Below are 24,987 nucleotides of genomic sequence, written 5' to 3'. Positions count from 1 at the left end.
TCGATGTCTGCGAAGGCATAATATTCCACGGCCGCGCAAACGAAAACGGCGGAGATTTCTCTCCGCCGTTCAATGTATCGAGGCGTCGCCGCTCAGTTGTCGATGTCGGCGATCGCGGGGTCGGCGTTGCCATTGTCGACCGGGGCCGCCGCCACCTCGCCAGCGTCGGCATTGTCGTTGCCGCTGGTGATCTGGTCGGCATTGCCGCGCGGGCGGCGCGGACGCCTCGGACGACGGCTGGGACTAGTCCCCGCGGCCGTCTCATTGAGTTCGGCCTGGGCAGCGAGCCCGGCCGGCGACAGGTTCTCGAACAGTGGCGCCGCCTGCTCGACCGGCGCGAGGGATTCGGCTGGCGTGACGGCCTCGGCCTGTTCGGCCGTCTCGTTGCGCTGCTGCTGGGCACCCTGCTCGGCGGACGAACCATAATCGCCGCGCTGGCTGTTCTGGCCATAGCCGCCATTGGGGCGGCGGTCGCGATGGCGTCCGCCATTATTGTCGCGGCCGCCACTGTTGCGCCCGCCATTATTATCACGATCGCGGCCGTTTTCCCGGTTCAGCGCGACTTCGGCCGGCATGCCTTCGATAACCGGCTGCGGACCCGCGCCGTGATTGATCACCGGAACCGGCGCATCCGCAACGTTGTTGCCGGCGTTGCCGGCATTGTCGAACTCGTCGCGATCCTCATCGCCATCATCGTCGAATTCGTCGCGATTCTGCTGGACGTTCTGGATCGGCATCTGCGCCTGCGCGGCCGCAATGATGCGATTATAGTGCTCGGCGTGCTGGAGATAGTTCTCCGCCATCACCCGGTCGCCGGAGCTTTGCGCATCACGGGCAAGGGTGGCGTACTTTTCAGCGATCTGCTGAGCAGACCCACGGATCTTCACGTCCGGGCCGTTGCTCTCGTAGTTGCGCGTCAGGGGATTTGGCCCCTTGCGGTTGTTGTTATTGTTGTTGTTGCCGCCGCCGCCATTGTTGTTGCGACCGCGCATGCGCCTGTTCTGCTGTTGTGGCCTCATTCGACTCTCTTCATATTGAAATTTTCGAAAACTCTTCACGAACGGTGGCGCTCATGCAGCCAGCCGTTTCGTTTCTTCACCGGCGTTCGCCCGCATCAATTGCGTTGGCGCCACGTGCCATCCTGTTCCGGTTACATCACTTGCCGGACGATTCCCGCACGAAGCTTGGGCGTCGTTTGCGCAAGAAGGCAGCTATTTCCAAGGAAAACCGAATCGCTAAGAGCACTGCCTGCTTCGTCTCATCCGGTTAACGCGACCCTAGCCGCATTCCCCGGCATTGCCAAGCGGTTTTTTTCGCACTGCGTCAAGGCTTTCCCCGTTGAAAGACAAGAACCCTGTCGTTTCCGCCGAGGTCGCCAAACGCACCAGCGACCGCATAGCCGGACGAGCGAAATATAGCGGTGACCTCGATGTGCTGTGTGTAGCCGATCTCGACCGCAATCCTGCTTCCGGCTTCTAGAAACTTAGCCGCCTCAGCGGCGATGACCCTGTAAGGGGCCAACCCATCCGCGCCGCCATCCAGGGCCAGGCGCGGGTCGAAATCGCGGACTTCATCCTGCAGATTTCCGATGTCTTCCAATCGTATATAGGGAGGGTTTGCGACAATTACATGGTATCGACCAGAAACTTTTTCAAACCAGTCGGACAGCAGCGCCGTGAACCGGTCGCCAAGCCCCAATTTCGCGGCATTGCGCGTTGCCGTCCTCAACGCCCCTTCCGAGAGGTCGACCCCGGTGGCAATCGCTGCCGGCACGGCGCTGAGCAGCGCCAGCGCGATGGCTCCGCTGCCGGTTCCCAGATCGAGGATGCGGCACTCGCCCTCGCGCATGACGGTTGCCCTGACAAAGGGCAGTATGGCCTCGACCAGCGTTTCGGTGTCGGGCCGCGGCTCGAGCGTTTCCGGCGACAGCGACAGCCGCAACCCGTAGAACTCCCGATAGCCCAGGATGCGGTGCACGGGCTCGCCGCCCGCGCGGCGCCTCAAGGCGCGGTCGATCTGGACAAGAGCAGCGGCATCGACCGCATGTTCGGGATCGGCAATGGCCTGCGTGCGGGTCGTACCTGAAAAGTGCTCCACGATCAGTCTTGCATCGAGCGCGGGATCATCGACCGCGGCCAGGCGCGCTCGCGCTGCCCGCAGCAGCGGCCCCAGCGCCTGGGGCAAAGGATCAGCCATCAAGACCGATATCGGCGAGCAGCTTCGACTGGTGATCGGCGATCAGAGCGTCGATGACTTCGTCGAGTTCGCCCATCATCACCCGGTCGAGCTTGTAGAGCGTCAGGTTGATGCGATGATCGGTGACGCGGCCTTGCGGAAAATTGTAGGTGCGGATGCGTTCCGAGCGGTCGCCGGAGCCGACCTGCGACTTGCGCGATTCCGAGCGCTCCTCATCGGCCTTGCTGCGTTCCAGGTCGTAGAGCCGGGCCCGCAGGATCTGCATGGCCTTGGCCCGGTTCTGGTGCTGCGATTTCTCCGCCTGCACCACCATGATGCCGGTCGGCAAATGGGTGATGCGCACTGCCGAATCGGTGGTGTTGACGTGCTGGCCGCCCGAGCCCGACGCGCGCATCGTGTCGATGCGGATGTCTTCGGCCCGGATGTCGATGTCGACTTCCTCCGCCTCCGGCAGCACGGCTACCGTCGCCGCCGAGGTGTGAATGCGTCCGCTGGCCTCGGTCGCGGGCACGCGCTGCACCCGGTGGACGCCGGACTCGAATTTCAGATGCGCGAAAACCCCCTTGCCGGAAACCGTGGCGATGATTTCCTTATAGCCGCCGGCATCGCCCTCGCTGGCCGATACCGTCTCGAACCGCCAGCCACGCGAAGCGGCATAGCGCTCATACATGCGAAACAGGTCGCCGGCGAACAATGCTGCCTCGTCGCCGCCGGTGCCGGCGCGGATTTCCAGGATGGCGTTCTTGTCATCGGCCGCATCCCTGGGCAAGAGCAGGATCTGGATGTCCTTCTGCAACGCTTCGATGCGCTCATCGACCTCTGGCAGGTCGGCCTCGGCGAGCGCCCGCATCTCGGCATCGGTGCCCTTGTCGGCGAGCATCGCCTCGAGATCGGCCTGCTCCTGCTCGGCCGAGCGCAAGGCTCTGACCTTGGCAACCATCTCCTGGAGCTCGGCATATTCCGATGCCATCTTAACATAGGCCTCCGGCGCCGGGCCGGCCGACATCTGCGCTTCGAGCATTTCGAAACGCTTGACGACTTGATCCATGCGGTCGCGGGGAAGGGAGATCATTGCAAAGGTGCTATAACGGAATTGAGCGGTCGTCGGCAAAGGCCTGCAGCAGCGCCCGCATCGGCAGCCCCTGGGCCGGCGCCATCAGATTGTCGTCGAAGAACGCTTTCAACGCCTCCAGCGGCAATTCGGTCAGCATCGCCTTGACCGGACCGATCGAAGCGGGCGACATCGAGATAGAACGGAAACCGAGGCCGACCAGCGCCATTGCCGAGATCGGCTTGCCGGCGAGTTCGCCGCAGAGTGTGACGGGCGTGTGGTTGCGGGCGCCGGCATCGGCGATGGTCTTGAGCACCCGCAGGAACGGCGTCGACAACGTGTCGAAGCGATCGGAAAGCTGCGTGTTGCCGCGGTCGACCGCCATCACGAACTGGAACAGGTCGTTCGAGCCGACCGAGACGAAGTCGACCGCCTTCATCAACTCGTCAAGCTGGAACAGGAGGGACGGCACCTCCAACATTGCCCCGAGCTTGAGGCTGGTCGGCAAATGATGGGCAAAGCGCGACAGATGCCGCACCTCGCGGTCGATGATTTCGCGCGCCTGGGCGATCTCGCCGAGCTCGGTGACCATCGGCAGCATCAGCTTGAGCTCCCGCCCGCCGCAGGCTTTCAGCAGGGCGCGGATCTGGGTGCGCAGCAATCCCGGACGGTCCAGCGTCAGGCGGATCGCCCGCCAGCCGAGAGCCGGGTTCTCTTCCTGGATGGCGCCTTTGAAATAGGGCAGCACCTTGTCGCCGCCGATATCGATGGTGCGGAAGGTGACCGGCTTGCCGCGCGCGGCATCGAGCACGTCGCGGTAGAGCCGCTCCTGCGCCTCGGCACGGGGAAAGGTCGAGGCGACCATGAATTGCAATTCGGTGCGGAACAGGCCGATCCCGGCGGCACCCGATTCGGCCAGTTGCGGCAGGTCGACTGCAAGCCCGGCATTCATCAAAAGGTCGACCGCAACGCCATCCTTGGTCACCGACGGCTTCTTGCGCAGTTCGCGGTAGACTTCCTGCCGGCGCGCCCGGAACCGCACCTTTTCGGCATAGGCGGCTTCGAGATCCGACTGCGGACGAAGATGGATCGCGCCTTCCTCGCCGTCGACGATGATGGCATCGCCGTTTTCCGCCATGGAAACGGCGCCCTTCATCTGCCCGGCGACTGGAATGCCCATGGCGCGCGCGACGATGACGACGTGGCTAGTGGCCGCGCCATCCTCGAGCACCAGCCCGCGCAATTTGTCCCGGGGATAATCGAGCAGTTCGGCGGCGCCCATCGAGCGGGCGACGATGATGGCATCCTTCGGCAGCGAGGCCGCGACATCATCAGGCCCGCGTCCCATCAGCTGGCGCAGAAGCCGGTTGGCGAGGTCGTCGAAATCGCTCATCCGCTCGCGCAGATAAGGATCGGTCATGTGCAGCATGCGGGCGCGCATGTCGCTCTGCACTTTTTCGACCGCAGCTTCCGCCGTCAGGCCGTTGCGGATCGCCTCTTCCAGCCGCCGGACCCAACCGCGGTCGTTGGCGAACATGCGGTAGGCTTCCAGCACCTGGCGATGCTCGCCCTCGAAGGCGACGTCGCGGCGCTCGAGCATGTCGTCGATGGAAAGCCTGAGCGAACCGAGCGATGCCTCGAGCCGGCGGACTTCCTCTTCGCTGTCCTCGTTGAACAGGTTGGTGACGACGATGCGCGGCTCGTGCAGCACGACATGACCGAGCCCGACGCCCTCGTTGAAGGACAGGCCGGTGAAGCTGACCGGGCGGCGCAGATCGAGCTCGAGGCCGGGCCGCGTCAGCCGCGCCAGATCGCCGGTGGCGATCATCTCGGCGATCACCATCGCGGTGGTTTCCAGCGCCTCGACCTCGTCGTCGCGGTAATGGCGCATGGTCTTGTTTTGCACCACCAGCACGCCCAGCGTGCGCCCTGCCCTGAGCACCGGCACGCCGAGGAAGGAATTGTAGATCTCTTCCCCGGTTTCCGGCAGGTAGGCGAAGGCCGGATGTTCCTGCGCATTGGACAGGTTGAGCGGCCGCGCGCTGGCGGCAATCGTGCCGACCAGGCCTTGCCCCAGCCTGAGCTGCGCCAGGTGCACCGCGTTCGGGTTCAGGCCTTCGGTGGCGTAGAGTTCGAGCACGGAATCGGCGCGCAGCACATAGAGCGAGCACACTTCGGCGACCATGTTGGAGGCGATGTCGCGCACGATGCGGTCGAGCCGCTCCTGCGGCTCCAGCGGCTCCTGCATGAGCTCGCGGAGCCGTTTCAGCAGAACGCGCGGGCCACTGGCCGGGTCACGCATCGCGGCTTCTTCTCCAATAGGCTTCCTGCCGGCGCAGTTTCGGCCGCCGCCGGCACGCACGCAACAACTGATTCAGTCTGCTACTGCTTATCCAGACCGTAGACGGAATGCAAAGTGCGAACCGCGAGTTCCGTGTACGGACCGTCGATCAGTATCGAAATCTTGATCTCGGAGGTGGTGATGGCGCGGATGTTGATTGCCTTCTCGGCCAGCGCCTTGAAGGCGGTGGCGGCAACGCCGGCATGGCTTCTCATGCCGATGCCGATGACCGAGACCTTCGACATGCCGGCTTCCGACTGCACGACGTCGTAGCCGACATCGGCCTTCAGCCGGTCGAGCACGGCCAGCGCCTTGTCCACGTCTCCGGAGGGCACGGTGAAGGTCATGTCGGTAAGCTTGCCGTCCTCGGAAATGTTCTGGACGATCATGTCTACGTTGATGTTGGCCTCGGCCAGCGGCCCGAAGATGCCGGCGGCAACGCCCGGCCGGTCGCCGACACGGCGCAGCGAAATCTGCGCCTCGTCCTTGGCATAGGCAATTCCGGTGACGACCTGCTGTTCCACGATTTCTTCCTCGTCGCAAATAAGCGTTCCGGGCGGATTGAGCAAATCCCCCATTCCGGGCGCGTCGGGATCGTCGAAGGACGACCGCACGAAGGTACGCACCCTGTGCACCATGGCAAGCTCGACCGATCGCACCTGCAGAACCTTGGCGCCGAGCGAGGCCATTTCAAGCATTTCCTCGAACGATATCTTGGCCAGCCGCCGCGCCTTCGGCTCGATGCGCGGATCGGTGGTGTAGACGCCGTCGACGTCGGTATAGATGTCGCAGCGGTCGGCCTTGACGGCGGCCGCGATCGCCACCGCGCTGGTGTCGGAGCCGCCACGACCAAGCGTTGCGATGCGGTTGTCCGGTCCGATGCCCTGGAAACCTGCGATGACGGCCACCTGGCCCTCGCCGAAGCGCTTGACCAGGAAGGCGCCGTCGATGTCGAGGATGCGTGCCGCGCCATGCGCGTTGTCGGTCTTGATCGGGATCTGCCAGCCCTGCCAGGAGCGGGCGTGCACACCCATGTTCTGCAAGGTGATCGCCAGGAGGCCTGCCGTCACCTGCTCGCCGGACGCAACCACGGCATCATATTCGCGCGCGTCGTGCATCGGCGAGGCCTCGCGCGTCCAGCCGACCAGTTCGTTGGTCTTGCCGGCCATCGCCGAGACCACCACCGCCACCTCGTGACCGGCATCGACCTCCCGTTTGACGTGACGCGCCACATTGCGGATGCGGGCGATGTCGGCGACGGAGGTTCCGCCGAATTTCATCACGATGCGCGCCATGGAAGCGAAATGCCTTTGACTGAAGCCGGCTCTGCGCCGAAAACCGAGGAAAGCGCCCGGCTGGCGCCGGCCGCTGAATGCGCGGCCTCCTTAGCCAAAACATCCAGGCTTCGCAAGCGATGGCGCACAAGAAGGGCGCCACGTGCCTGCTGGACTGGAACTCCATTTTGCGCAGCGCCGCTACCGGCAAGGCTCTCAGAGCGGCGGACCTCAGCCCGGGCGGGCGACGCTCTTCCACAAATCCGGATAGTCGAGCACGAAGCCGAGTGGAGAGACCTCCAGAACCGCCTCATAGCCGAACGCCGGCGCGGCATACGTGTAGCGGGCCGCGTCGAGGCGCCTGTAGGTCTGGTCGAGCCGCGTCATTCTGAGCTCGGGAAAGGCCAGATAGGCGGCCGGCGCGGGCGTCGCCTCGCCGACGGCGAGCGCGAACCGGCGGATCGCCAGGAGGTTCGAAGCCGGCGTGAAGCCGAGGTCGACGTCTATCAGGCCGGCCACCTCCGGCTGCGGCTCGTCATTCAGCGCCCAGGAGCCGTCAGTATGGCGCTCGATCCCCAGGGAAAGCTCTTGCGGGCCGAGAAAGCCCTCGACACGTGCCGAGCGCGTGTGCCAGCCGGCATCGCAATCCACCTCATAGGTGATGCAACACGGCCTGTCGTCTTGCAGGAAGATGGCCTGCCCCTTCAGGCGGTGCCCGCCGGGCCGCTGCGAGAGCATGCAGGAATCGTGACCTTCAAGGTCGAGCCTGCGCCAAAGGATCGATGCGGTCTGAATCACGGCCATCTCCTTTTTTCAACACGATTTTCCTTTTTTCGCACGCCGCCGCTTTTTTGTTTCGGCCGAGGTGCTCCCTGAGCTGACACGTCCTGACAGGGCGCCGCCGGCAATAGAGGGCGCTTGTCGGCAGTGCCGGCCCGCGCACCGTCAGCAGACGAAAATGCAGCCTTGACTTTCCCTCCCCCACGCCCGACTTGCTAGCGTCCGAGGAGACCAATCGATGCCAGAGCCCCGACGATCGACGATCGATGCCGGAGAAGTGGAGCGCTTTTCCGCCCTTGCCGCCGAATGGTGGAACCCGAACGGCAAGTTCCGGCCGCTGCACAAGTTCAACCCCATCCGGCTTGCCTATATACGCGACCAGGTGGCAACGCGCTTCGGCCGCGATCCGCGCGCGGCACGGCCATTCGAGGGCCTGCGCTTTCTCGACATCGGTTGCGGCGGCGGCCTGCTGTGCGAGCCGATGGCGCGGCTTGGCGCCGAAGTGGTCGGCGCCGATGCTTCCGCCACCAATATCGAAGTGGCCAAATTGCACGCCGCCGAAGTCGGCGTGACGATCGACTACCGCGCCACCACGGCCGAGGACCTGGCCGACGCCGGCGAAAAATTCGACGTTATCCTCAATATGGAAGTGGTCGAGCATGTCGCCGACATCGACCTGTTCGTCGCCAAATGCGGCGAGATGGTCAAGCCCGGCGGCATCATGTTCGTGGCCACGATCAACCGCACGCTGAAGGCGCTAGGGCTGGCCATCATCGGCGCCGAATATGTGCTGCGCTGGCTGCCGCGCGGCACTCATCAGTTCGGCAAGCTGGTGCGCCCGGAAGAGCTGGAAAAGGCGCTCGGCGGCGCCGGCCTGACCGTCATCGACCGCACCGGCGTCGTCTACCACCCGCTCGCCGACCGCTGGCAGCGGTCGAAAGACATGGACGTCAACTATATGGTGCTGGCGGAAAAGGGCACGGTCTGAACGGCTCACGCCGCCTGACTCTGCGCCCTCGCGCTGGTCCCGCTTTGCGCCTTGGTGGTGATAAACACGCCGGCCGTGATGATGACAGCGCCTGCCCAGGTCAGCAGTTGATAGTGCTCGCCGAGGAAGATCGTGCCCGCGAACAGCCCGACGGCCGCCGCCACATAGCCGATCTGGCTGAGATAGACCGGGCCGCCCACCGCCTGCAGCCGGAAGAAGAAGGCAAACATTGCCGAAGCCGACGCCATCTGCGCGACGACCACAGGCGGTACCGCGCCCAGCGGAACAAACGCTTGCCAGCCGAAAAGCGTCAGGATGCCGAGGAGAAGCAAGGTCGCCGACGCCAGATGGCTGCCCACGGCAAGCTCGATCGGGCCGGTTCCTTCGGGCCAGTCGACGGTGCGGTAGATGTTGCCCGCGGCAAGGCTGACCGGGATCAGCAATCCGATCGTTACCCAGAAATAATCGGCCGGTTGGCCAGCTTCGCCGCGTGTAAGCGCGACCATGACCGCACCGATGAAGCCGACCGCAATGCCGATGACGCCGAGCAGGTTGGGGCGCCGAACGCCAAGCAAGATCGAGAACACGAGCGTGATCACCGGCGATAGCGTGAACATGATGCCCGTATATCCCGCGCCGAGATGCGGGATGGCCGAAAACATCAAGAGGTTGGGAAAGGCATAGGACACCGCCGCCGTGACGAAGAAATAGCGCAGCTTGCGCGCCGTAAGCTTGATGCGCTCGCCACGCAGCAGGAGAGCCAGCAACAGCACGCCGCCGGCACCGAGCGAGATGACGAAGGCCCAGACCATGGCCGGAACGCCGGCGGCGGTCGCAAGCTTGCCGAACGGCAGCGTCAGGCCAAGCAGGGCGCCCGTCACGACCAGCAGGCCAAGCGCCGAATCCCAGAGAAATTTCATCTGATGGTCCTCGTCATCGTCGCCGGCACTTGGCCGCCACTTCATTTTCCGATAAGATAACGAAAAGATTCTTAACGTCAAGATACATGGCAGAATAGATGGACAGGGCGGCAAAGGCGATCGAACAATGGAACAGGGAGAGGCCGGACCTTGACGTCTCGCCGATGGGCGTGATCGGGCGGTTGAATGAAGCATCCTCGCTGATTGCCCGCGAGCGCCTCGCGCCGTTGTTTGCGCGCTATGGATTGCAGGCCGGCGAATTCGACGTGCTGGCCACGTTGCGCCGCTCGGGCGCGCCCTACGCGCTGACCCCGACCGCCCTTTACGAGGCGACGATGGTGACCTCGGGCGCCATGACCAACCGGCTCGACCGGCTCGAAACCTCAGGGTTGATCGTGCGTGGTCCGCATCCCAACGACCGGCGCGGCATCGTCGTGCGGCTGACTGAAAAAGGCCTCGCTTTGATCGACGAGGCCATTGCTGCCCACGTCGCCAACGAGCACGAGATTCTTTCCGGCCTGACGCAAGCCGAACGGGAAACGCTTTCGCGCCTGCTTGAAAAATTGATCGGCAGCGTAAGCTGACCGCTCAGTTCCGATCCTCCGGAAACACCGGGATCGGCATGAACTCGACGCCGTCCTCGGCCAGGCTCTTGGCCTCCTCCAGCGTCGCCTCGCCATAGATGCCGCGCGGGTCGGTCTCGCCGAAATGGATCTTGCGCGCTTCCTCGGCGAATTTGTCGCCGACGTAATCGGCATTCTCGCGAACCTTCTCGGCCATTGCCTTCAGTTGCGCCAGCGCCTGCTTCTGCGCCTCGCCCATGGCGAGCGCTATCGTTTCCTGCTTGCGCGCCGTCGACACGGCCGGCGCCATCAGGGCTTTCTCCACCTTGTGCGAGCCGCAGCTCGGGCAATCGACGAAGCCACGCTTCTTTTGCGTGTCGAAATCGTCATTGCTGCGGAACCAGCCCTCGAACTCGTGCTCGTTTTCGCAGATCAGGGAGAAGCGGATCAAGAGGCCGCTCCCCTGAGACGCGATGTCTCGGACGAACCGGCATTGACAGCGAAATCCCGCGCATTTTTCAGATTGGGGATCTTCTTGCGCGCCGCCAGCGACTGCGCCGGGTCGATCTCGGCGACGATCACCGCCGGCTCATTGTGCGCCGCCTCCGCGATGACGCGGCCCCACGGATCGACGATCAGCGAATGGCCATAGGTTTCGCGGCCGTCCTCGTGAAGGCCGCCTTGCGCAGCGGCCACGACATAGGCGCCGTTCTCGATGGCGCGGGCCCTGAGCAGCACGTGCCAATGCGCCTCGCCGGTTTGGCGGGTGAAGGCGGCGGGCACGGAAAGCAGGTCGGCGCCGGCTAGCGCCTCGGCGCGGAACAGTTGCGGAAACCGCAGGTCATAACAGACGGCAAAGCCCAGCTTGGCGCCTTCGATGGTCGTGACGACCGCCTCCGTGCCGGGCTCGTAGGTCGCGGATTCGCGCCAGCTCTCGCCATTGTCGAGATCGACGTCGAACATATGGATCTTGTCATAGGAGGCGAGCGTGGCGCCGTCCGGACCGAACAGCAGCGCCCGGTTGGCGAGCTTGCCGTCGGCGCGCAGGATGGCGGTCGAGCCGATATGCAGGTGGACGCCAAGTTCGCGGGCCAGTCGGCGGGCGGTCCCGACGATGATGTCCTTGTCCTCTGAGGTGAAAGACGCGGCCTTCTTGTCACGCACCAGCGCTCCGGTCATTTCCGGTGTCTGAATGTAGGTGGCCCCCTGGCCGGCTGCTTCGCGCACCAGCCGCTCGAGCTCGATTGCGTTGCGCTCTGGCCTCTCGCCCGAACGCATCTGGATCGCGGCCGCCTTGAAAACACCCATCGTCATATCCTCAATTCGTCGAACCATTGGCGAGCAACTTGTCCAGCCGGCCTTGCGCCTCCAGGTCGTGGAGGTCGTCGCAGCCGCCGACATGCGTGTCGCCGACGAAAATCTGCGGAAAGGTCGTGCGGCCATGGGCGCGGGAAATCATCTCCTGGCGCAGTTCCGGCGAAAACGACGCGTCATGCTCCGTATAGGCGACGCCCTTGCGCTCGAGCAGCCGCTTGGCGGCCGTGCAGTAGCCGCACATCATGCGTGTATAGATGGTGACGTCGACCATGACGAATTTCCACTGTTTGTTGCCGACTTATATAGTCGTGGACTCGTCGGCCCGAAAGTCCCCCGGCAGCACGCGTGCGAAGGTCAGCACGTCGACGGCGCCGGCCCCTGCTTTTTTCAGCGCCTTGCTGGCGGCGCGAACCGTGGCACCCGTGGTGTAGACGTCGTCGATCAAAAGCACGCGGCGGCCGGCGATCTCGATTTCCGCTTCGGCAGGCACGCGAAAGGCGGCCCGCACGTTGTCCTCGCGGTCCTTGCGCTCCAGCCCGACCTGCTGGCGCGTGAGCTTGACACGCCGCATGGCCGAGGGTGCGAAAGACAGGCCGCTGAGCTCGCAGACCGCCCTCGCCAATTCCGCCGACTGGTTGAACCGCCGCCTGAAGAAGCGGCGCCAGTGCAGCGGCACCGGCACCACCACATCCGCCTCGGCAATGAGGTCAGCGCCCGCGCGCAACATCCAGCGCGCCATCCACGGCGCCAGGTCGGTGCGATCCTGGTACTTCAGCCCCTGCACCATCTGGCGGGCGACGCCGGAATAGGCGACGGCCGCCCGCGCCCGCTCGAAGGGCGGCGGATCGGCGATCGCCTCGGCGGACAGAAAGCCCTCGCCCATATGGTGGGTGAACGGCGTGCCCATCACCGGGCACCAGGGCCGCTCTAGGAGGCGCAGTTTCGGCCAGCAGGCGCCGCACAGAACGCCGGGCCGCGAGACATGCCTGCGGCAGCCGGCGCAGACAGGCGGGAACAGGATGCGCGCCGGCCAGTTCGCCGCCGACCGTGCAAGGTTCCTGATGTCCAGAGGCTTGATCTTGGGCATGGGATCGGCCACGTGGTGGGTGCTGTGCGCCACTATATCAACTCCATCGGGGAATGGACAAACAAGGATCTGCCCGTTTGCTGCCGATAATGGACACCTCACTGTGGCTGGCGCACAAGCGGCGCGCGCTCCATCATCCGGTCGGCGGCGCGGATTTCCTGATGCGGCGCAGTGCCGACGACCTTGCCGACCGGCTGGGTGCCGTGGAGCGCAGGTTTAGCAGGGCAGCGGTGCTGTTTTGCCAGACGTCGGCCGCAGCCGACATCCTCGCCGCGAGCGGCAAGGTGGCGGATATCGTCCGTGTCGAAGCGGATGCGGCTTTCCTGGGCGATTCCACCGGCATGGTCGCGCCGCTGGAAACCGTGCCCTTCGAGCCGCAAAGCCTCGACCTGGCGGTGTCGCTCCTGTCGCTGCAGGCCATGAACGACATTCCCGGCATGCTGGTGCAGATCCGCCGTGCGCTGCGTCCGGACGGGCTTTTCCTCGGCGCCTTCGCCGGCGCCGGCACGCTCGGCGAATTGCGTGAAAGCCTGCTGGCGGCCGAGACCGAGCTTCACGGCGGCGCCAGCCCGCGCGTCATTCCGTTCACCGACGTTCGCGACGCGGGAGCGCTGCTGCAGCGCGCCGGCCTCGCTCTGCCGGTCGCCGATGTCGAGACGGTGACGGTGCGCTATAACAGTCTTTTCAACCTGATGGCCGATTTGCGCGCCATGGGCGAAACCAGCGCGCTTGCCGATCGCAGCCGGCGGCCGGGCACACGCCAGCTGTTCGCCCGCGCCGCGCAAATCTACGCCGAGCGGTTTTCGGATCCCGACGGCCGCATCCGCGCAAGCTTTTCGATGGTCTGGATGTCCGGCTGGGCGCCCGATGCATCGCAGCAAAAGCCGCTCAAGCCGGGTTCGGCCAAGATCTCGCTGAAGACTGTGTTGGAGCAGCCCAAGGGGCAATGATAGTGTCCGCGGACGCGGACGCGGACGCGGACGCGGACAGCCAGATCAAGGTGCGAAAGCGTTGGCAAGCCTGCTGCCATTGTCGCTGAACAGCCAGGTGATCGCGTTGAAGACCTGGCTGATGCCGCCGACGATCGTCAGCGACAGTACGGCGACGATCAAGCCGTATTCGACGGCCGTGGCGCCCTTTTCATCGTTCAGGAAACGCAGCAGCACTGTTTTCATCACGTCGATCCCTCTTGCCGGAACCATACCGCCGACCTGTTAAGAAAGGTTAACGGCACAGGCTTAATAGGCGATGAAACCGCCGCCTCTGAAAATGTCTTGGACCCGATCAGCAGTCGCCGCTGGTCCGGCCGTCGGATCGGATGATGCAGACCGAATCGGGCTGCGGCTGAAGCACGCTGCGGCGCACCGTATAGGTATCGCGACGAGCGATCGAACCAGTGGCAGTCATGTCGAGACCGCTGGCAAAATTCCGAGCCGATTGCGAGCGCGCCTGGCTGTCGAGGAAGGGCGTTGCGATCAGGGCCAGCGCCACCGCGGCCGAACCGAACAGCAGCGTGACGCGCAGCACGCCCATGCCCGCATCCGCGGCGCGAAAACTGCGGTCGGGCCGGATCGAATCCCAATCCCTGTCTAGGCTCATGCTGTCGCTCCCCAGAAAATCGCCGGCACGGCCGCGACGAGGCAGCCTTGCATCAATTTTTCATGATGAGATAAATCTTCCATTAATGCTGGCTTATGCGCCCCGCAGCTCCGCTCAGCCACAGGCCGCTAGCGGTTCTGTTCGCCTACAGGAGGTCGATCAGGAACGGGATCAGCGGAGCGTCGGCCGGCGGCATCGGGTAGTCGCGCATCTGCCTGGGCCGCACCCATTTCAGCGCCTGCCCCTCCTTCGGCTGGGCGATGCCGCGAAAGCGGCGGCAGATGAAAAGCGGCATCAAAAGATGGAAATCGTCGTAGCTATGGCTGGCGAAGGTGAGCGGTGCCAGGCACGGGATGTCGGTCTCGATCCCGATCTCCTCATAGAGTTCGCGGATAAGGCATTGCTCCGGCGTCTCGCCGGGCTCGACCTTGCCGCCGGGAAACTCCCAGAGCCCGGCAAGCTGCTTGCCCTCGGGCCGCTGCGCCAGGAGCACGCGCCCGTCGGCGTCGACCAGGGCGCAGGCGGCGACCAGGAGCAGGCGCTTGCCGGCGATCGTCACATCATTCATGCCCGATTTCACCCATGAACAGGCGGCCGGCGGTAGTGGTAGCGATAGACCTCGTCGAACCCGAGCGAATGATAGAGCGCCAGCGCCGGCACATTGCCGGCCTCGACCTGCAGCCAGGCTTCCCGCGCGCCGCGCAGCCGCGCCCATTTCAGCGCCGACAGGATCAGGTTTCGGCCGTGGCCCTTGTTGCGTGCCGACTTGTCGGTGGCGACCTCGAACAGGCCGGCGAGATCGCCGTCATGGACGCAGATCAGCGTCGCCAGTGGTTCCGCTCCAGCCTCGAGCGCGAACAGCCCGGCCTCGGGCTGGATGGCGCCGATGATCTCCGACAGGCCTGGCCGCAGCGACGCGTCCGAGCCGCTGACCTTGAGCGACGCGCCGATGAAGCGGCTGATGTCCTTCAACGGGATCTGGTCCATGGCGGCGTCGAGCTGGGCATCGGCCAGCGGCAGCCGCATCACCAGCGATTCGTCGAACCGACTCCAACCCTCGCGGTCGAGATGGCTGGCGAGATCCGGACCCGATAGCGGCGACATGCGGAAGGTCAGCGGCCTGCCATAGGCATCGAAACGGCGGCTGGCGCGGCCGATGCGGTCAGCGATGTGCTGGGTGTCGCCGGGATCGAGCGGATTGACCGAATTCAGCCGCTTGGCCGGATGTCCGGCCGTCAGCCGCACCACCCAGGTGCCGTCATAATGGACTGCCGCCGCGGGCCAGGCGCGGAACCCGGCCGCCTCATAGCGGCGCACTGTCGCCAGCATGCTGGCCGGATGTTTGGAAACCAAGTCGTCAGCTCCGGTAGTCGCCATTGATGGCGACGTATTCCTTGGTGAGGTCGCAGGTCCACACCGTCGCCTTGCCGCGGCCGATGCCGATATCGGCGCGGATGCGGATGTCGTCGCGCTTCATATACGCCGAGGTCGCTTCCTCCGAATAGGCCGGATCGCGCTCGCCCTCATGCGCCAGCCTGTTGTCGCCGAACCAGATCGACAGGCGGTCGCGGTCAGCCGGCTCGCCGGCCTTGCCGACGGCCATGACGACGCGGCCCCAATTGGCGTCCTCGCCGGCGACCGCGGTCTTGACCAGCGGCGAATTGGCGATCGAGAGCGCGATGCGCTTGGCCGAGCGCGCCGATTTCGCGCCGGTAACGGTGACTTCGACCTGCTTGCGGGCGCCCTCACCGTCGCGCACCACTTGCAGCGCCAGCGACTTCAGCACTTTGCCGAGCGCACGGCGGAACGCCCCCAGACGGGCATCCTTGGGGTCGGTTACCTCCGGCGCGCCGCGTTTGGCGGCCTTTCCGGTGGCGAAGAGCAGCAGCGTGTCGCTGGTGGAGGTGTCGCTGTCGACGGTCACCGCGTTGAAGGTCTTGGCCGTGCCGCGCGACAGCAGATCCTGCAGCACGGGGGCGGCGATCGGCGCATCGGTGGCGACAAAGGACAGCATCGTGGCCATGTCGGGTGCGATCATGCCGGCGCCCTTGGAAATACCGTTGATGGTGACATCGGTGTCACCGAGCTTGACGGTCTGCGTCGCCACCTTCGGATAAGTGTCCGTGGTCATGATGGCTTTGGCCGCCTCGGTCCACAGGTCGGGCTTGCCGTTGCTGACCAGACCAGCCAGCAGATGGCTGAACTTGGTTGTGTCAAGCGGCTCGCCGATGACGCCGGTCGAGGCCAGGAACACCTCGCCTGGCGTGCAGCCGGCAGCCTTGGCTGCCGCTTCGCCCGTCAGCGCGGTGGAGTCCCGGCCCTTCTTGCCGGTGAAGGCGTTGGCGTTGCCGGAATTGACGACGAGCACCCGGGCCTTGCCCGCGGCAAGGTTCTGCCGGCAGAAATCGACTGGCGCCGAGGGGCATTTCGACTTTGTGAACACGCCGGCGACCGCCGTGCCGGGCTCGAAGACCATGGCCAGGAGATCGGTGCGGTTCTTGTATTTTATCCCCGCTTCGGCGGTGGCGATGCGCACCCCCTCGATCTCAGGCATCTTGGGGTATTTCTTCGGCGCGAGCGGCGAAATCGTCGTGGACATGGAACCTCGGACGGGAAAAATCGGCGGAGAAACGCCGGTTTGCCCGATACGGCGCGCCCGCGCAAGGCGTTTTGGTGGCGGCGTGAGAACCGGAATTGGCCTTGACCGGTTCGCAGCCGGCTCCGTTGCAGTTCGCTGGCACCGCCCTGCCCAGGTTGCGATCGTTGCGACTCGGTGCGGGCGCGCGGCCGGAGTTGGTCAGCACCGATGACGGCCTGCGCATCGTGCGGGAAACATGGCAGGCAAAAATGTCCCTTGAGTCAACCGCTAAGAACGGGCCGTTTCGTTTCATCGCCGGATCACTTATATTGCCGGCCCTACCGACGGCGAGGGCGACAGGATGGCCGAAGAGGCGGATACGGCGCGTAAATCTATTGGCGCGCGGCGCAATCCCGACAGCGCGGAAGCTATTCTCGATGCCGCCGAGGCGGTGTTGGTCGAGGCCGGCTATGCCGGCTTCTCGATCGAGGCCGTGGCGCGGCGGGCGCGTGCGGGCAAGCCGACCATCTATCGCTGGTGGCCGAGCAAGGCCTCGCTGCTGCTGGAGGTCTACCAGCGCCAGAAACGCGTCGATGTTCCCGATACGGGAAGACTGGAAGAGGACCTCGTCGGCTTCCTCAAGAACCTGTTCGCGCACTGGCGCGAGACGTCGTCGGGCAGCGTGTTCAGGTCGCTGATCGCCGAGGCGCAGTCGGACGAAACGGCGGCCACGGCCCTTGCCGGCTATACCGGCGGGCGCCGGGCCCACACCGGCCAGATCATCGAGCGCGCCAAGGCAAGGGGCGAGGTCGCGGCCGATGTCGATCCGGCTGTGGCCGCCGACCTGGTGGCTTCCTATGCGTGGCGGCAGCTCCTGACCAACCGGCTCGACGAAGACGAGGCGACGATACGCAAGGTGGTCCGCTATCTCCTGCGAGGCATAGAGGGGCCCGACGGCTGAACTGACGCAAAAAGGGCGCGGCGCCCTTTGGCCACCGCGCCCCTTTTTCGAAACCGTTCTGGTTTACTTGGCGCTTTCCAGCGTATCGACGGCCTTCTTCAAATTGGCGTCGGGAATTTCGACCTTGGCATCGGCGCGCAGCGACTTGACCAGCGCGAAATACTTGTCGCGGATGACCGCCTGCTTGGCCTGGTCCTTGACGTCGTCGAAGGCCGGCGGCTGCTTGGTGCGCTTGTCCTCGAGCTTGATCACATGCCAGCCGAACTGCGACTGCACCGGCTGCTCGGTGTATTTGCCGACCTCGAGCGCGAAAGCGGCCTTGTCGAATTCCGGCACCATCTGGCCAGGTCCGAACCAGCCGAGATCGCCGCCACTGGTCTTGCCGCTCGGATCCGAGGTGTGCTCGTTGGCGAGCTTCTGGAAATCGGCGCCGCCGTCGAGTTGCTTGATGATCGCCTCGGCCTCTTCCTTCGTCTTCACGAGGATGTGACGGGCATGCACCTCGTTGACCGGCGGCGTGTTGGCGATCTCCTGGTCGTAGCGGGCGCGGATCTCGGCGTCGGTGACCTTGTCGACGACGCCCTTCTCGACCATCTCGCCATGCAGCGCGCGCTGCTGCAGGAAGGCCATGCGGCGCTGGAAATCGGGATCCTTGTCGAGACCGGTCGAGACGGCCTGGGCGGCCATGACGCGGATCTCGATTGCGGCCGAAAGCGCCGCGGCGCGGCGTTGCTCGGCCGGGAGTTGCGCGAACTGCTGCGACAGCTCGCCTTCGGCAAGCACGAGATCTGCTTCGGTGAGGGGTTGGCCGTTGACGGTGGCAACCACTGTATTCGGATCGACCGGTGCGGCCGGTGCCGCTGGTGGTGCCGGCTGGGCTGGTGCGGTTTCCTGCGCCATCAGCGGCGACAGGCAAAGAGCCGACAGGCCGACGGCCAGGCCGAGGCTGGCGAGCGACGCACGGCGGAACAACAAGGACATTAAGATGACTCCGATGAGGATGTGAAGGACGGGAGGCTTCCAGATCAGCCAGATTGTGGCCGAATTTGGCGCGACCGGCAGGGCCAGCGCGGCGTTGACATCAGTTGAGCCCCCTCTTATCTGTCCAACGACTTTGCGTCCAGAACCGTTTTCCGGGCGCTTTTTGCGTTGCCCGTATACAGGCGGCGCATTCACGTGGATTTGATGGGGCCGGCCGGCGCTCGTCTCAGTTTGAGAATTCTATCGAAAGGACCATTGGATGGTCAGTCTCGGCGGTCTCGCCCGTAAGGTTTTCGGCTCCTCCAACGACCGCAGGGTCAAGTCGACCCGGCCCCGTGTCGAGGCGATCAACGCCATGGAAAACGAGATGCGGGCGCTCTCCGATGCAGAGCTCGCCGGCCGCACGGAAAAGTTCCGCCAAGACATCGCCAACGGCGCCAGCCTCGAGGACCTGCTGATCCCGGCCTTCGCCACCGCCCGCGAGGCGGCGCGCCGCGTGCTCGGCATGCGCCCCTTCGACGTCCAGCTGATCGGCGGCATGGTGCTGCACAATGGCGGCATCGCCGAGATGCGCACCGGTGAGGGCAAGACGCTGGTCGCGACCTTGCCCGTTTATCTCAATGCACTGGCCGGCAATGGCGTCCACGTCGTCACCGTCAACGATTATCTTGCCACCCGCGACTCCGAATGGATGGGCCGTGTCTACAAGTTCCTCGGCCTCTCGGTCGGCGTCATCGTCCATGGCCTGTCCGACGAGGAGCGCCGCGTCGCCTACGCCGCCGACGTCACCTATGCTACCAACAACGAACTCGGCTTCGACTATCTGCGCGACAACATGAAGTACGAGCGCGCCCAGATGGTGCAGCGCGGTCACAACTACGCGATCGTCGACGAAGTCGATTCCATCCTGGTCGACGAGGCGCGCACCCCGCTGATCATTTCCGGTCCCCTCGAGGACCGTTCGGAAATGTACAACACCATCGACACTTTCATCATCCAGCTGCAGCCGCAGGATTATGAGATCGACGAGAAGCAGAAGACCTCCATCTTCACCGAGGAAGGCACCGAGAAGCTCGAGAACCTGCTGCGCGACGCCGGCCTCTTGAAGGGAGAGTCGCTCTATGACGTCGAGAACGTCGCCATCGTCCATCACGTCAACAATGCGCTGAAGGCGCACCGCCTGTTCCAGCGCGACAAGGACTATATCGTGCGCAATGGTGAGATCGTCATTATCGACGAGTTCACCGGCCGCATGATGCCCGGCCGCCGCTATTCGGAAGGCCTGCACCAGGCGCTTGAAGCCAAGGAGCATGTGGCGATCCAGCCGGAGAACCAGACGCTCGCCTCCGTTACCTTCCAGAACTATTTCCGCCTCTACAAGAAGCTTTCCGGCATGACCGGCACGGCGCTGACCGAGGCCGAGGAGTTCGGCAACATCTACGGCCTCGAAGTCACCGAGATCCCGACCAACCTGCCGGTCATCCGCAAGGACGAGGACGACGAGGTCTACCGGACGGTCGAGGAAAAATACAAGGCGATCGTCAAGGAGATCCGCGAAGCCAGCGCCAAGGGCCAGCCCACGCTGGTCGGCACCACCTCGATTGAGAAGTCCGAGCAACTGGCCGAGCGGCTGCGCAAGGAAGGTTTTAAGGATTTCGAGGTGCTGAACGCCCGCCATCACGAGCGCGAGGCGGCGATCGTCGCCCAGGCGGGCAAGCCCGGCGCCATCACCATCGCCACCAACATGGCCGGCCGCGGCACCGACATCAAGCTCGGCGGCAATGCCGAGATGCGCATCGCCGAGGAACTGGGCGACATGCCCGAAGGGCCCGAGCGCGAGGCGCGGGAAAAGGAAATCTATGCCGACGTCGAGCGCCTGAAGGAAAAGGCGCTGGCTGCCGGCGGCCTCTACGTGCTCGCCACCGAACGCCACGAGTCACGCCGCATCGACAACCAGCTTCGTGGCCGCTCCGGCCGCCAGGGCGACCCCGGCCGCTCGAAATTCTTCCTGTCGCTGCAGGACGATCTGATGCGCATCTTCGGCTCCGAGCGCATGGACGGCATGTTGCAGAAGCTCGGCCTCAAGGAAGACGAGGCCATCATCCATCCCTGGATCAACAAGGCGCTGGAAAAGGCGCAGAAGAAGGTCGAGGCGCGCAACTTCGACATCCGCAAGAATCTTCTGAAATATGACGACGTTTCCAACGACCAGCGCAAGGTCGTGTTCGAACAGCGCATCGAGCTGATGGACGGCGAAGGCCTGTCGGAGACCATTGCCGAGATGCGCGAAGGCGTTATCGACGAGATCGTCGCCAAGGCCATTCCCGAGAACGCCTATGCCGAGCAGTGGGATGTCGCCGGGTTGAAGGCCGAGGTCGCCGAGTTCCTCAATCTCGACCTGCCGATTGAGGAATGGGTCAAGGAAGAAGGCATCGCCGAGGACGACATTCGCGAGCGCATCACGCAAGCCGCCGACGCCGCCGCCAAGGAGCGCGCCGAGCGCTTCGGGCCCGAGGTGATGACCTATGTCGAGCGCTCCGTGGTGCTGCAGACGCTCGACCATCTGTGGCGCGAGCACATCGTTAATCTCGACCATCTGCGTTCGGTTGTCGGCTTCCGCGGCTACGCCCAGCGCGATCCTTTGCAGGAATACAAGAGCGAGGCGTTCGAGCTGTTCCAGGCGATGCTGGGCAATCTGCGCCAGGCCGTCACCGCGCAGCTGATGCGCGTCGAACTGGTCCGCCAGGCTGCCGAGGCCCCGCCGCCGGAAGCCCCCGACATGTTCGGCACGCATATTGACGGTACCACCGGCGAGAACGATTTCGAAGGCGGCGAAACCGCCCTTCTGGTGCGCCAGGAAAGCAACGCCATCGTCGCCCCCGAAGACCGCGACCCCAACAACCCCGCCACCTGGGGCAAGGTCGGCCGCAACGAAGCGTGCCCCTGCGGCTCCGGCAAGAAATACAAGCACTGCCACGGCGCTTTCGCGTAAGGAAAACCTGCAGGGCTCACATTCCCGGATTTCTGATCCGGGCGCGATTCCTACGTGCTCAGATCAGCCCGGAATCGCGCGCGGCGGCGGTCGCCTCGCCGCGCGAAATGGCCTCCAGCTTGCCCAGCACCGCCGAGACATGATGATCGACGGTCTTCGGTGAGATGGTCAGGTGCTCGGCTATTCTCTTGTTGGAAAAACCGCGTTCGATCAGTTGCAGGACCTGCATCTGGCGCAGCGTCAGGCCAGCTTGATTGGCGCGCGTGCTCTGCCGCGGTCCCCTTGCAATGTTATTGACGCCATTCTGCCGCATGACGGCGCGGACGTGCTGGGCGACCGGCCGGGCACCGAGCCCCTCGAATATATCCAAGGCCAGGCGCAGGGCCGGCTCGTCGCCGCGCAGCAGGGCGAGCGCCTGCTCGAACGGAGCACCCAGCCGGGCCCACAGCGTCGCGGCACCGTGCCAATCGCCGGCGAGCAGCAGGCGATAGGGCTCCGCCATGCCGGTCGTATCGCCAGGGTCGCTTTCAGGCGACAAGAGCAGCCGCCAGACGGCCAGTTCGGCGAACATCGCCCTCGTCGGCGACAGGCTTTCTGCCAGCTCGATCAGGCGAAGCGCCTCACTGGCGTCGCCTTGCCCAAGCCATGCCAGTTCGGCCATCGACGCCGTATAAGGCACCAGCCGCTGCAGCTCCATTCCCCTGTCCAGGAACCGCTTCATTTCCTCCAGCACAGGCCCAGCCGGATCGCCTCGCCTTATGCGCAGTTTCGCCAGCGCGACCAAGGATGGGTAACGCACCAGGGCCGTCGTTGCAGCATCGTCGATGACGTCGAGAGCCATGGCGGCCGCATCGTCCCAAAGGCCGCGTCGCAAAAGCAGCTGCGCCTGCACGCCCCGCATATAGTCGCGCCAGGTCGCGAGGTCGTTCTCAACGCAATAGGCAATGCCGCGGTCGAGAAAGGATTGCGCGCGCACAAGATCGAGCTGGTTCATTTCGGCGCAGGCGCAATTGGTGAAGCCGCGTGCCGCGTGCTCCTGGAAATTCTGCACGAGCGCGATTTCAAGGCTGCGGGCGAGGTGCAGCCGGCCCTTGGCCAGGTCAAGCCACTGCTCGGCCGAGCCAAGATTGTTGAGCGCGTGGCAGATTATCTCCGGCTTGTTCAACCGTTCGGCCAGAGCGACTGCCTTGCCGCCAAGCAGCAGCGTCTCATCGAGCTTCTCGGCCAGCATCGCCAGCTGCGAGAGATTGGAATAGGCCATGGCAAGCTCCGGACTGGCAGGCGCCTGTTCCAGCAGTTCCACCGCCTGGGCTCCGAACAGGTCCGCCTGTTCGCGGTCACCCACCAAATAGGCGAAGCGCGACAGGCATCTGAGGCTGTCGCCCTCCCTGAGCGTGTCCCCCAGCACCTGCTGTAGCCGGCGCGCCTGGCCCTGCGCCTCGATGGCCGCATCGATGCGGCCGATCAGATGGCATTCAAACGCATATCCTTCGTAAAGCCTCGCCCGGTCGCTCATCGGCAGGCTGTCGGCATGCCGCAAGGCGACCTCGTAGTAGCCGGCGGCATCGCGATGCGCGCCGACGCGGGAAGCCTCGCGCGCTGCGAGCGGGGCAAGCTCGCGCACCGCCTCAAGATTCTGGGCCTCCACCGCGTGGTGCACAAGCCTTGCGGTAGCCACCTCGGCGTTTTCCTGCAGTGCGGAAAGCGCGCGTTGGTTGAATTCGCGCCGACGGCTCGAGGTCAGCGCCATCTCGATGGCGCGACGGGCGATCTCGTGCCGGAAGGCGTAGCCATCGCCGAGATCGTCGAGCAAGCCATTCGAGACACATTCCGCCAGCTGGCCGGCGCTGGCGACGCCACAGAGGCCGCGCAGCGCCCAGGCATCGGCGCGGCGTGGAAACACAGACACCGCGTCGAGCATCGAGCGCGCTCCCTGCGACAGGCGCTCGGCACGCGCCAGCACGGCGTCGCGGACGCTGGCCGGCGGGATCATCTCGCTTTCGGCAGCCAGCAATTCGGTGACGAAGAAGGCGTTGCCCGCGGTGGCGCGATAGATTGCGCTGCCGTCGCGGTTGGCTGCTTCGGCAAGCGACAACACCGCCGCCTCGCTGAGCAGTGGCACTTCGATGCGCTGGACGTTGCCGGCTGGAATTTCGCCGAGCACCCGGCGCGCACGCATCTGCCCTTCGCTGCGGTCGGTGCGTGCCGTGAACAGCACCAGCATATGCGTGTTGGTGATGCGCCGGCCCAGGAAACGGACGAAATCCAGGGTCGCGTCGTCGGCCCAGTGCATATCCTCGATGACCAGCAAACCCGGCCGAGACCTCGCCTCGAAAACCTCGAGAGCGTCTGAAAACAGGGGCAGCCGCTGACCTTGGCGGTCGTCGATTGCCCGGGGCAGTGCCCACTGCGCGTCCCGGGCCAGATCATAGAGCGGTCCCAGCGGATCGGGAATCGACAGGTCCTCGCAAGCGCTGCGGAATATGGAAACGTGCTGCCCGGCACGGGTTATGAACGCCTCGACGAGTGCCGTCTTGCCGGCGCCGGCCTCGCCCAGCAATGCCGCCACGCGGCCGCGACCGCGCGCGGCCTCCGCGAGCAGTTCCTCCAACTGATCGAGTTGTGCCTGCCGTTCCAGAAGCATCGTCACTGGCCCATAAGTATCGTCGTCCCTCGACCCTTCTCCAAAATACCCCCGCTTCGGTATCCGCAGTGTGGCTCCCAGACCAAACGTCGAAAACATAGGGAATCGTCCCGCGCAATATGGGGAAAGGCTCCGATGTGCGCTTTCGACGATCGTGATTTTTCTCCAACCGCGCTCATTTCGAGCGTGAATCAGTCACAAAAGGAAGCCACTCCATGCCTCGCTATCTGATCGAACGGACATTCCCCGACGGGCTCAACGTGCCGACGAACGACGTCGGCGCGACGGCGCTCGGCGGCATCATCATGCGCAACGCCGAGAAGGGGGTCACCTGGCTGCACTCCTTCGTGTCGCCCGACAGGAACAAGAGTTTCTGCATCTACGACGCCCCCTCGCCGGAGGCGATCCGCAGCACGGCGCAGAAGAATTCGCTGCCGGTGGACAAGATCACGGAGGTGAGGGTCCTGGACCCTTACTTTTATCGCTGACCCTATGGACCAAGGATGGAACAATGAGCGTGAGATCGTCCTGGGCAGCGATGGGTGTCGGCTTTCCGTGCTGTTTCCTCCCGAAACGGCAGCCGCCGTCGTGGCGTTCGACCATGCACCCTCCCGGCGTGGTCTCGCATCGCGGATTGTGTCCGCGCTGCTCGCGCCGTTGCGAAGCCGGCGCAGGCGCCTGCCACCGCAAGACGATTATTTAAGGCGGGACGTCG

24 protein-coding genes are annotated in these 24,987 nt (G+C 64.7%); 6 read left to right on the top strand and 18 right to left on the bottom strand.

The features are described from left to right. Window positions 1–92: 92 nt before the first annotated feature. The 6 genes from LB541_RS18530 to LB541_RS18505 form a co-directional block, all read right to left on the bottom strand. Window positions 93–1,019, bottom strand: coding sequence for a DUF4167 domain-containing protein (locus tag LB541_RS18530; protein WP_224619262.1), 927 nt, complete (start codon window positions 1,017–1,019; stop codon window positions 93–95). A gap of 304 nt (window positions 1,020–1,323) precedes the next feature. Continuing rightward, window positions 1,324–2,196: a peptide chain release factor N(5)-glutamine methyltransferase gene (gene prmC, locus LB541_RS18525; protein WP_224619260.1), complete on the bottom strand. Its 873-nt coding sequence runs from the start codon at window positions 2,194–2,196 to the stop codon at window positions 1,324–1,326. Continuing rightward, on the bottom strand, window positions 2,189–3,268 hold the full coding sequence (gene prfA, locus LB541_RS18520; protein ID WP_140560198.1) for a peptide chain release factor 1: 1,080 nt from the start codon (window positions 3,266–3,268) through the stop codon (window positions 2,189–2,191). The genes prmC and prfA overlap by 8 nt, the downstream gene beginning before the upstream one ends. 10 nt (window positions 3,269–3,278) lie before the next feature. Next, on the bottom strand, window positions 3,279–5,549 hold the full coding sequence (ptsP, locus tag LB541_RS18515; RefSeq protein ID WP_140525455.1) for a phosphoenolpyruvate--protein phosphotransferase: 2,271 nt from the start codon (window positions 5,547–5,549) through the stop codon (window positions 3,279–3,281). 80 nt (window positions 5,550–5,629) lie between these two features. Next, a complete protein-coding gene (locus LB541_RS18510; RefSeq protein WP_224619258.1) occupies window positions 5,630–6,883 on the bottom strand; it encodes an aspartate kinase in 1,254 nt (417 codons plus the stop codon). A 210-nt stretch (window positions 6,884–7,093) separates the two neighbouring features. Continuing rightward, the gene (locus LB541_RS18505) at window positions 7,094–7,666 is read right to left on the bottom strand and encodes a putative glycolipid-binding domain-containing protein (protein ID WP_140739724.1); all 573 of its coding nucleotides are present in this window, start codon (window positions 7,664–7,666) and stop codon (window positions 7,094–7,096) included. A 214-nt stretch (window positions 7,667–7,880) separates the two neighbouring features. Here LB541_RS18505 and ubiG point away from each other — a divergent pair, with 214 nt between their 5' ends. After that, on the top strand, window positions 7,881–8,630 hold the full coding sequence (gene ubiG, locus LB541_RS18500; protein WP_140513840.1) for a bifunctional 2-polyprenyl-6-hydroxyphenol methylase/3-demethylubiquinol 3-O-methyltransferase UbiG: 750 nt from the start codon (window positions 7,881–7,883) through the stop codon (window positions 8,628–8,630). 5 nt (window positions 8,631–8,635) lie between these two features. On the opposite strand, the gene LB541_RS18495 is transcribed toward ubiG, so the two are convergent. Next, window positions 8,636–9,550, bottom strand: a complete 915-nt coding sequence (locus LB541_RS18495) for a DMT family transporter (protein ID WP_140513841.1) — start codon at window positions 9,548–9,550, stop codon at window positions 8,636–8,638. 98 nt (window positions 9,551–9,648) lie between these two features. Here LB541_RS18495 and LB541_RS18490 point away from each other — a divergent pair, with 98 nt between their 5' ends. Next, window positions 9,649–10,134 carry a MarR family winged helix-turn-helix transcriptional regulator gene (locus tag LB541_RS18490; RefSeq protein WP_140500921.1) on the top strand — a complete coding sequence of 162 codons (486 nt, stop codon included), beginning with the start codon at window positions 9,649–9,651 and terminating at the stop codon, window positions 10,132–10,134. Window positions 10,135–10,138: 4 nt separating this feature from the next. On the opposite strand, the gene LB541_RS18485 is transcribed toward LB541_RS18490, so the two are convergent. The 4 genes from LB541_RS18485 to LB541_RS18470 are packed head-to-tail and all read right to left on the bottom strand — an operon-like array spanning window position 10,139 to window position 12,529. After that, window positions 10,139–10,564, bottom strand: coding sequence for a DUF1178 family protein (locus tag LB541_RS18485; protein ID WP_140500920.1), 426 nt, complete (start codon window positions 10,562–10,564; stop codon window positions 10,139–10,141). Beyond that, the gene (locus LB541_RS18480) at window positions 10,561–11,421 is read right to left on the bottom strand and encodes a carbon-nitrogen hydrolase family protein (RefSeq protein WP_140500919.1); all 861 of its coding nucleotides are present in this window, start codon (window positions 11,419–11,421) and stop codon (window positions 10,561–10,563) included. The genes LB541_RS18485 and LB541_RS18480 overlap by 4 nt, the downstream gene beginning before the upstream one ends. Before the next feature lie 10 nt (window positions 11,422–11,431). After that, a complete protein-coding gene (gene grxC / locus LB541_RS18475) occupies window positions 11,432–11,701 on the bottom strand; it encodes a glutaredoxin 3 (RefSeq protein ID WP_224619257.1) in 270 nt (89 codons plus the stop codon). A 27-nt stretch (window positions 11,702–11,728) separates the two neighbouring features. Then, window positions 11,729–12,529, bottom strand: coding sequence for a ComF family protein (locus LB541_RS18470; RefSeq protein ID WP_224619296.1), 801 nt, complete (start codon window positions 12,527–12,529; stop codon window positions 11,729–11,731). 65 nt (window positions 12,530–12,594) lie between these two features. Between LB541_RS18470 and LB541_RS18465 the strand changes: the two genes are divergently transcribed. Beyond that, on the top strand, window positions 12,595–13,467 hold the full coding sequence (locus LB541_RS18465) for a methyltransferase domain-containing protein (protein ID WP_224619256.1): 873 nt from the start codon (window positions 12,595–12,597) through the stop codon (window positions 13,465–13,467). A 45-nt stretch (window positions 13,468–13,512) separates the two neighbouring features. On the opposite strand, the gene LB541_RS18460 is transcribed toward LB541_RS18465, so the two are convergent. The 5 genes from LB541_RS18460 to argJ all read right to left on the bottom strand — a co-directional run bounded on the left by LB541_RS18460 (window position 13,513) and on the right by argJ (window position 16,715). Beyond that, window positions 13,513–13,692 (bottom strand): Flp family type IVb pilin, encoded by a 180-nt coding sequence (locus LB541_RS18460; protein WP_140500916.1) that lies wholly within the window; start codon window positions 13,690–13,692, stop codon window positions 13,513–13,515. Window positions 13,693–13,801: 109 nt separating this feature from the next. Then, window positions 13,802–14,116: a hypothetical protein gene (locus tag LB541_RS18455; RefSeq protein ID WP_140879503.1), complete on the bottom strand. Its 315-nt coding sequence runs from the start codon at window positions 14,114–14,116 to the stop codon at window positions 13,802–13,804. A 145-nt stretch (window positions 14,117–14,261) separates the two neighbouring features. Further along, the gene (locus LB541_RS18450) at window positions 14,262–14,684 is read right to left on the bottom strand and encodes a (deoxy)nucleoside triphosphate pyrophosphohydrolase (RefSeq protein ID WP_140525450.1); all 423 of its coding nucleotides are present in this window, start codon (window positions 14,682–14,684) and stop codon (window positions 14,262–14,264) included. A gap of 8 nt (window positions 14,685–14,692) precedes the next feature. Then, window positions 14,693–15,445 carry a GNAT family N-acetyltransferase gene (locus LB541_RS18445; protein ID WP_140500961.1) on the bottom strand — a complete coding sequence of 251 codons (753 nt, stop codon included), beginning with the start codon at window positions 15,443–15,445 and terminating at the stop codon, window positions 14,693–14,695. A 28-nt stretch (window positions 15,446–15,473) separates the two neighbouring features. After that, the gene (gene argJ, locus LB541_RS18440; RefSeq protein ID WP_140565928.1) at window positions 15,474–16,715 is read right to left on the bottom strand and encodes a bifunctional glutamate N-acetyltransferase/amino-acid acetyltransferase ArgJ; all 1,242 of its coding nucleotides are present in this window, start codon (window positions 16,713–16,715) and stop codon (window positions 15,474–15,476) included. 340 nt (window positions 16,716–17,055) lie between these two features. Between argJ and LB541_RS18435 the strand changes: the two genes are divergently transcribed. Next, the gene (locus LB541_RS18435) at window positions 17,056–17,655 is read left to right on the top strand and encodes a TetR/AcrR family transcriptional regulator (RefSeq protein ID WP_140525449.1); all 600 of its coding nucleotides are present in this window, start codon (window positions 17,056–17,058) and stop codon (window positions 17,653–17,655) included. A gap of 63 nt (window positions 17,656–17,718) precedes the next feature. Here LB541_RS18435 and LB541_RS18430 read toward each other — a convergent pair whose 3' ends face one another. Next, the gene (locus LB541_RS18430) at window positions 17,719–18,636 is read right to left on the bottom strand and encodes a peptidylprolyl isomerase (RefSeq protein ID WP_140500911.1); all 918 of its coding nucleotides are present in this window, start codon (window positions 18,634–18,636) and stop codon (window positions 17,719–17,721) included. A 259-nt stretch (window positions 18,637–18,895) separates the two neighbouring features. Between LB541_RS18430 and secA the strand changes: the two genes are divergently transcribed. Beyond that, the gene (secA, locus tag LB541_RS18425) at window positions 18,896–21,628 is read left to right on the top strand and encodes a preprotein translocase subunit SecA (RefSeq protein WP_140500910.1); all 2,733 of its coding nucleotides are present in this window, start codon (window positions 18,896–18,898) and stop codon (window positions 21,626–21,628) included. Between the two features lie 58 nt (window positions 21,629–21,686). Here the strand turns inward: secA and LB541_RS18420 are convergent, their stop codons facing one another. Then, window positions 21,687–24,272, bottom strand: a complete 2,586-nt coding sequence (locus LB541_RS18420) for a helix-turn-helix transcriptional regulator (RefSeq protein WP_224619293.1) — start codon at window positions 24,270–24,272, stop codon at window positions 21,687–21,689. Between the two features lie 215 nt (window positions 24,273–24,487). On the opposite strand from LB541_RS18420, the gene LB541_RS18415 reads away from it, so the two are divergent. Then, window positions 24,488–24,760, top strand: coding sequence for a DUF4242 domain-containing protein (locus tag LB541_RS18415; RefSeq protein ID WP_140500909.1), 273 nt, complete (start codon window positions 24,488–24,490; stop codon window positions 24,758–24,760). Window positions 24,761–24,987 lie beyond the last annotated feature (227 nt).

The organism is Mesorhizobium sp. BR1-1-15 (assembly GCF_020165475.1).
Classification (GTDB): domain Bacteria; phylum Pseudomonadota; class Alphaproteobacteria; order Rhizobiales; family Rhizobiaceae; genus Mesorhizobium.
Note: the sequence above shows the minus strand (reverse complement) of the source record. Positions and strands in the feature narration are given on the sequence as shown.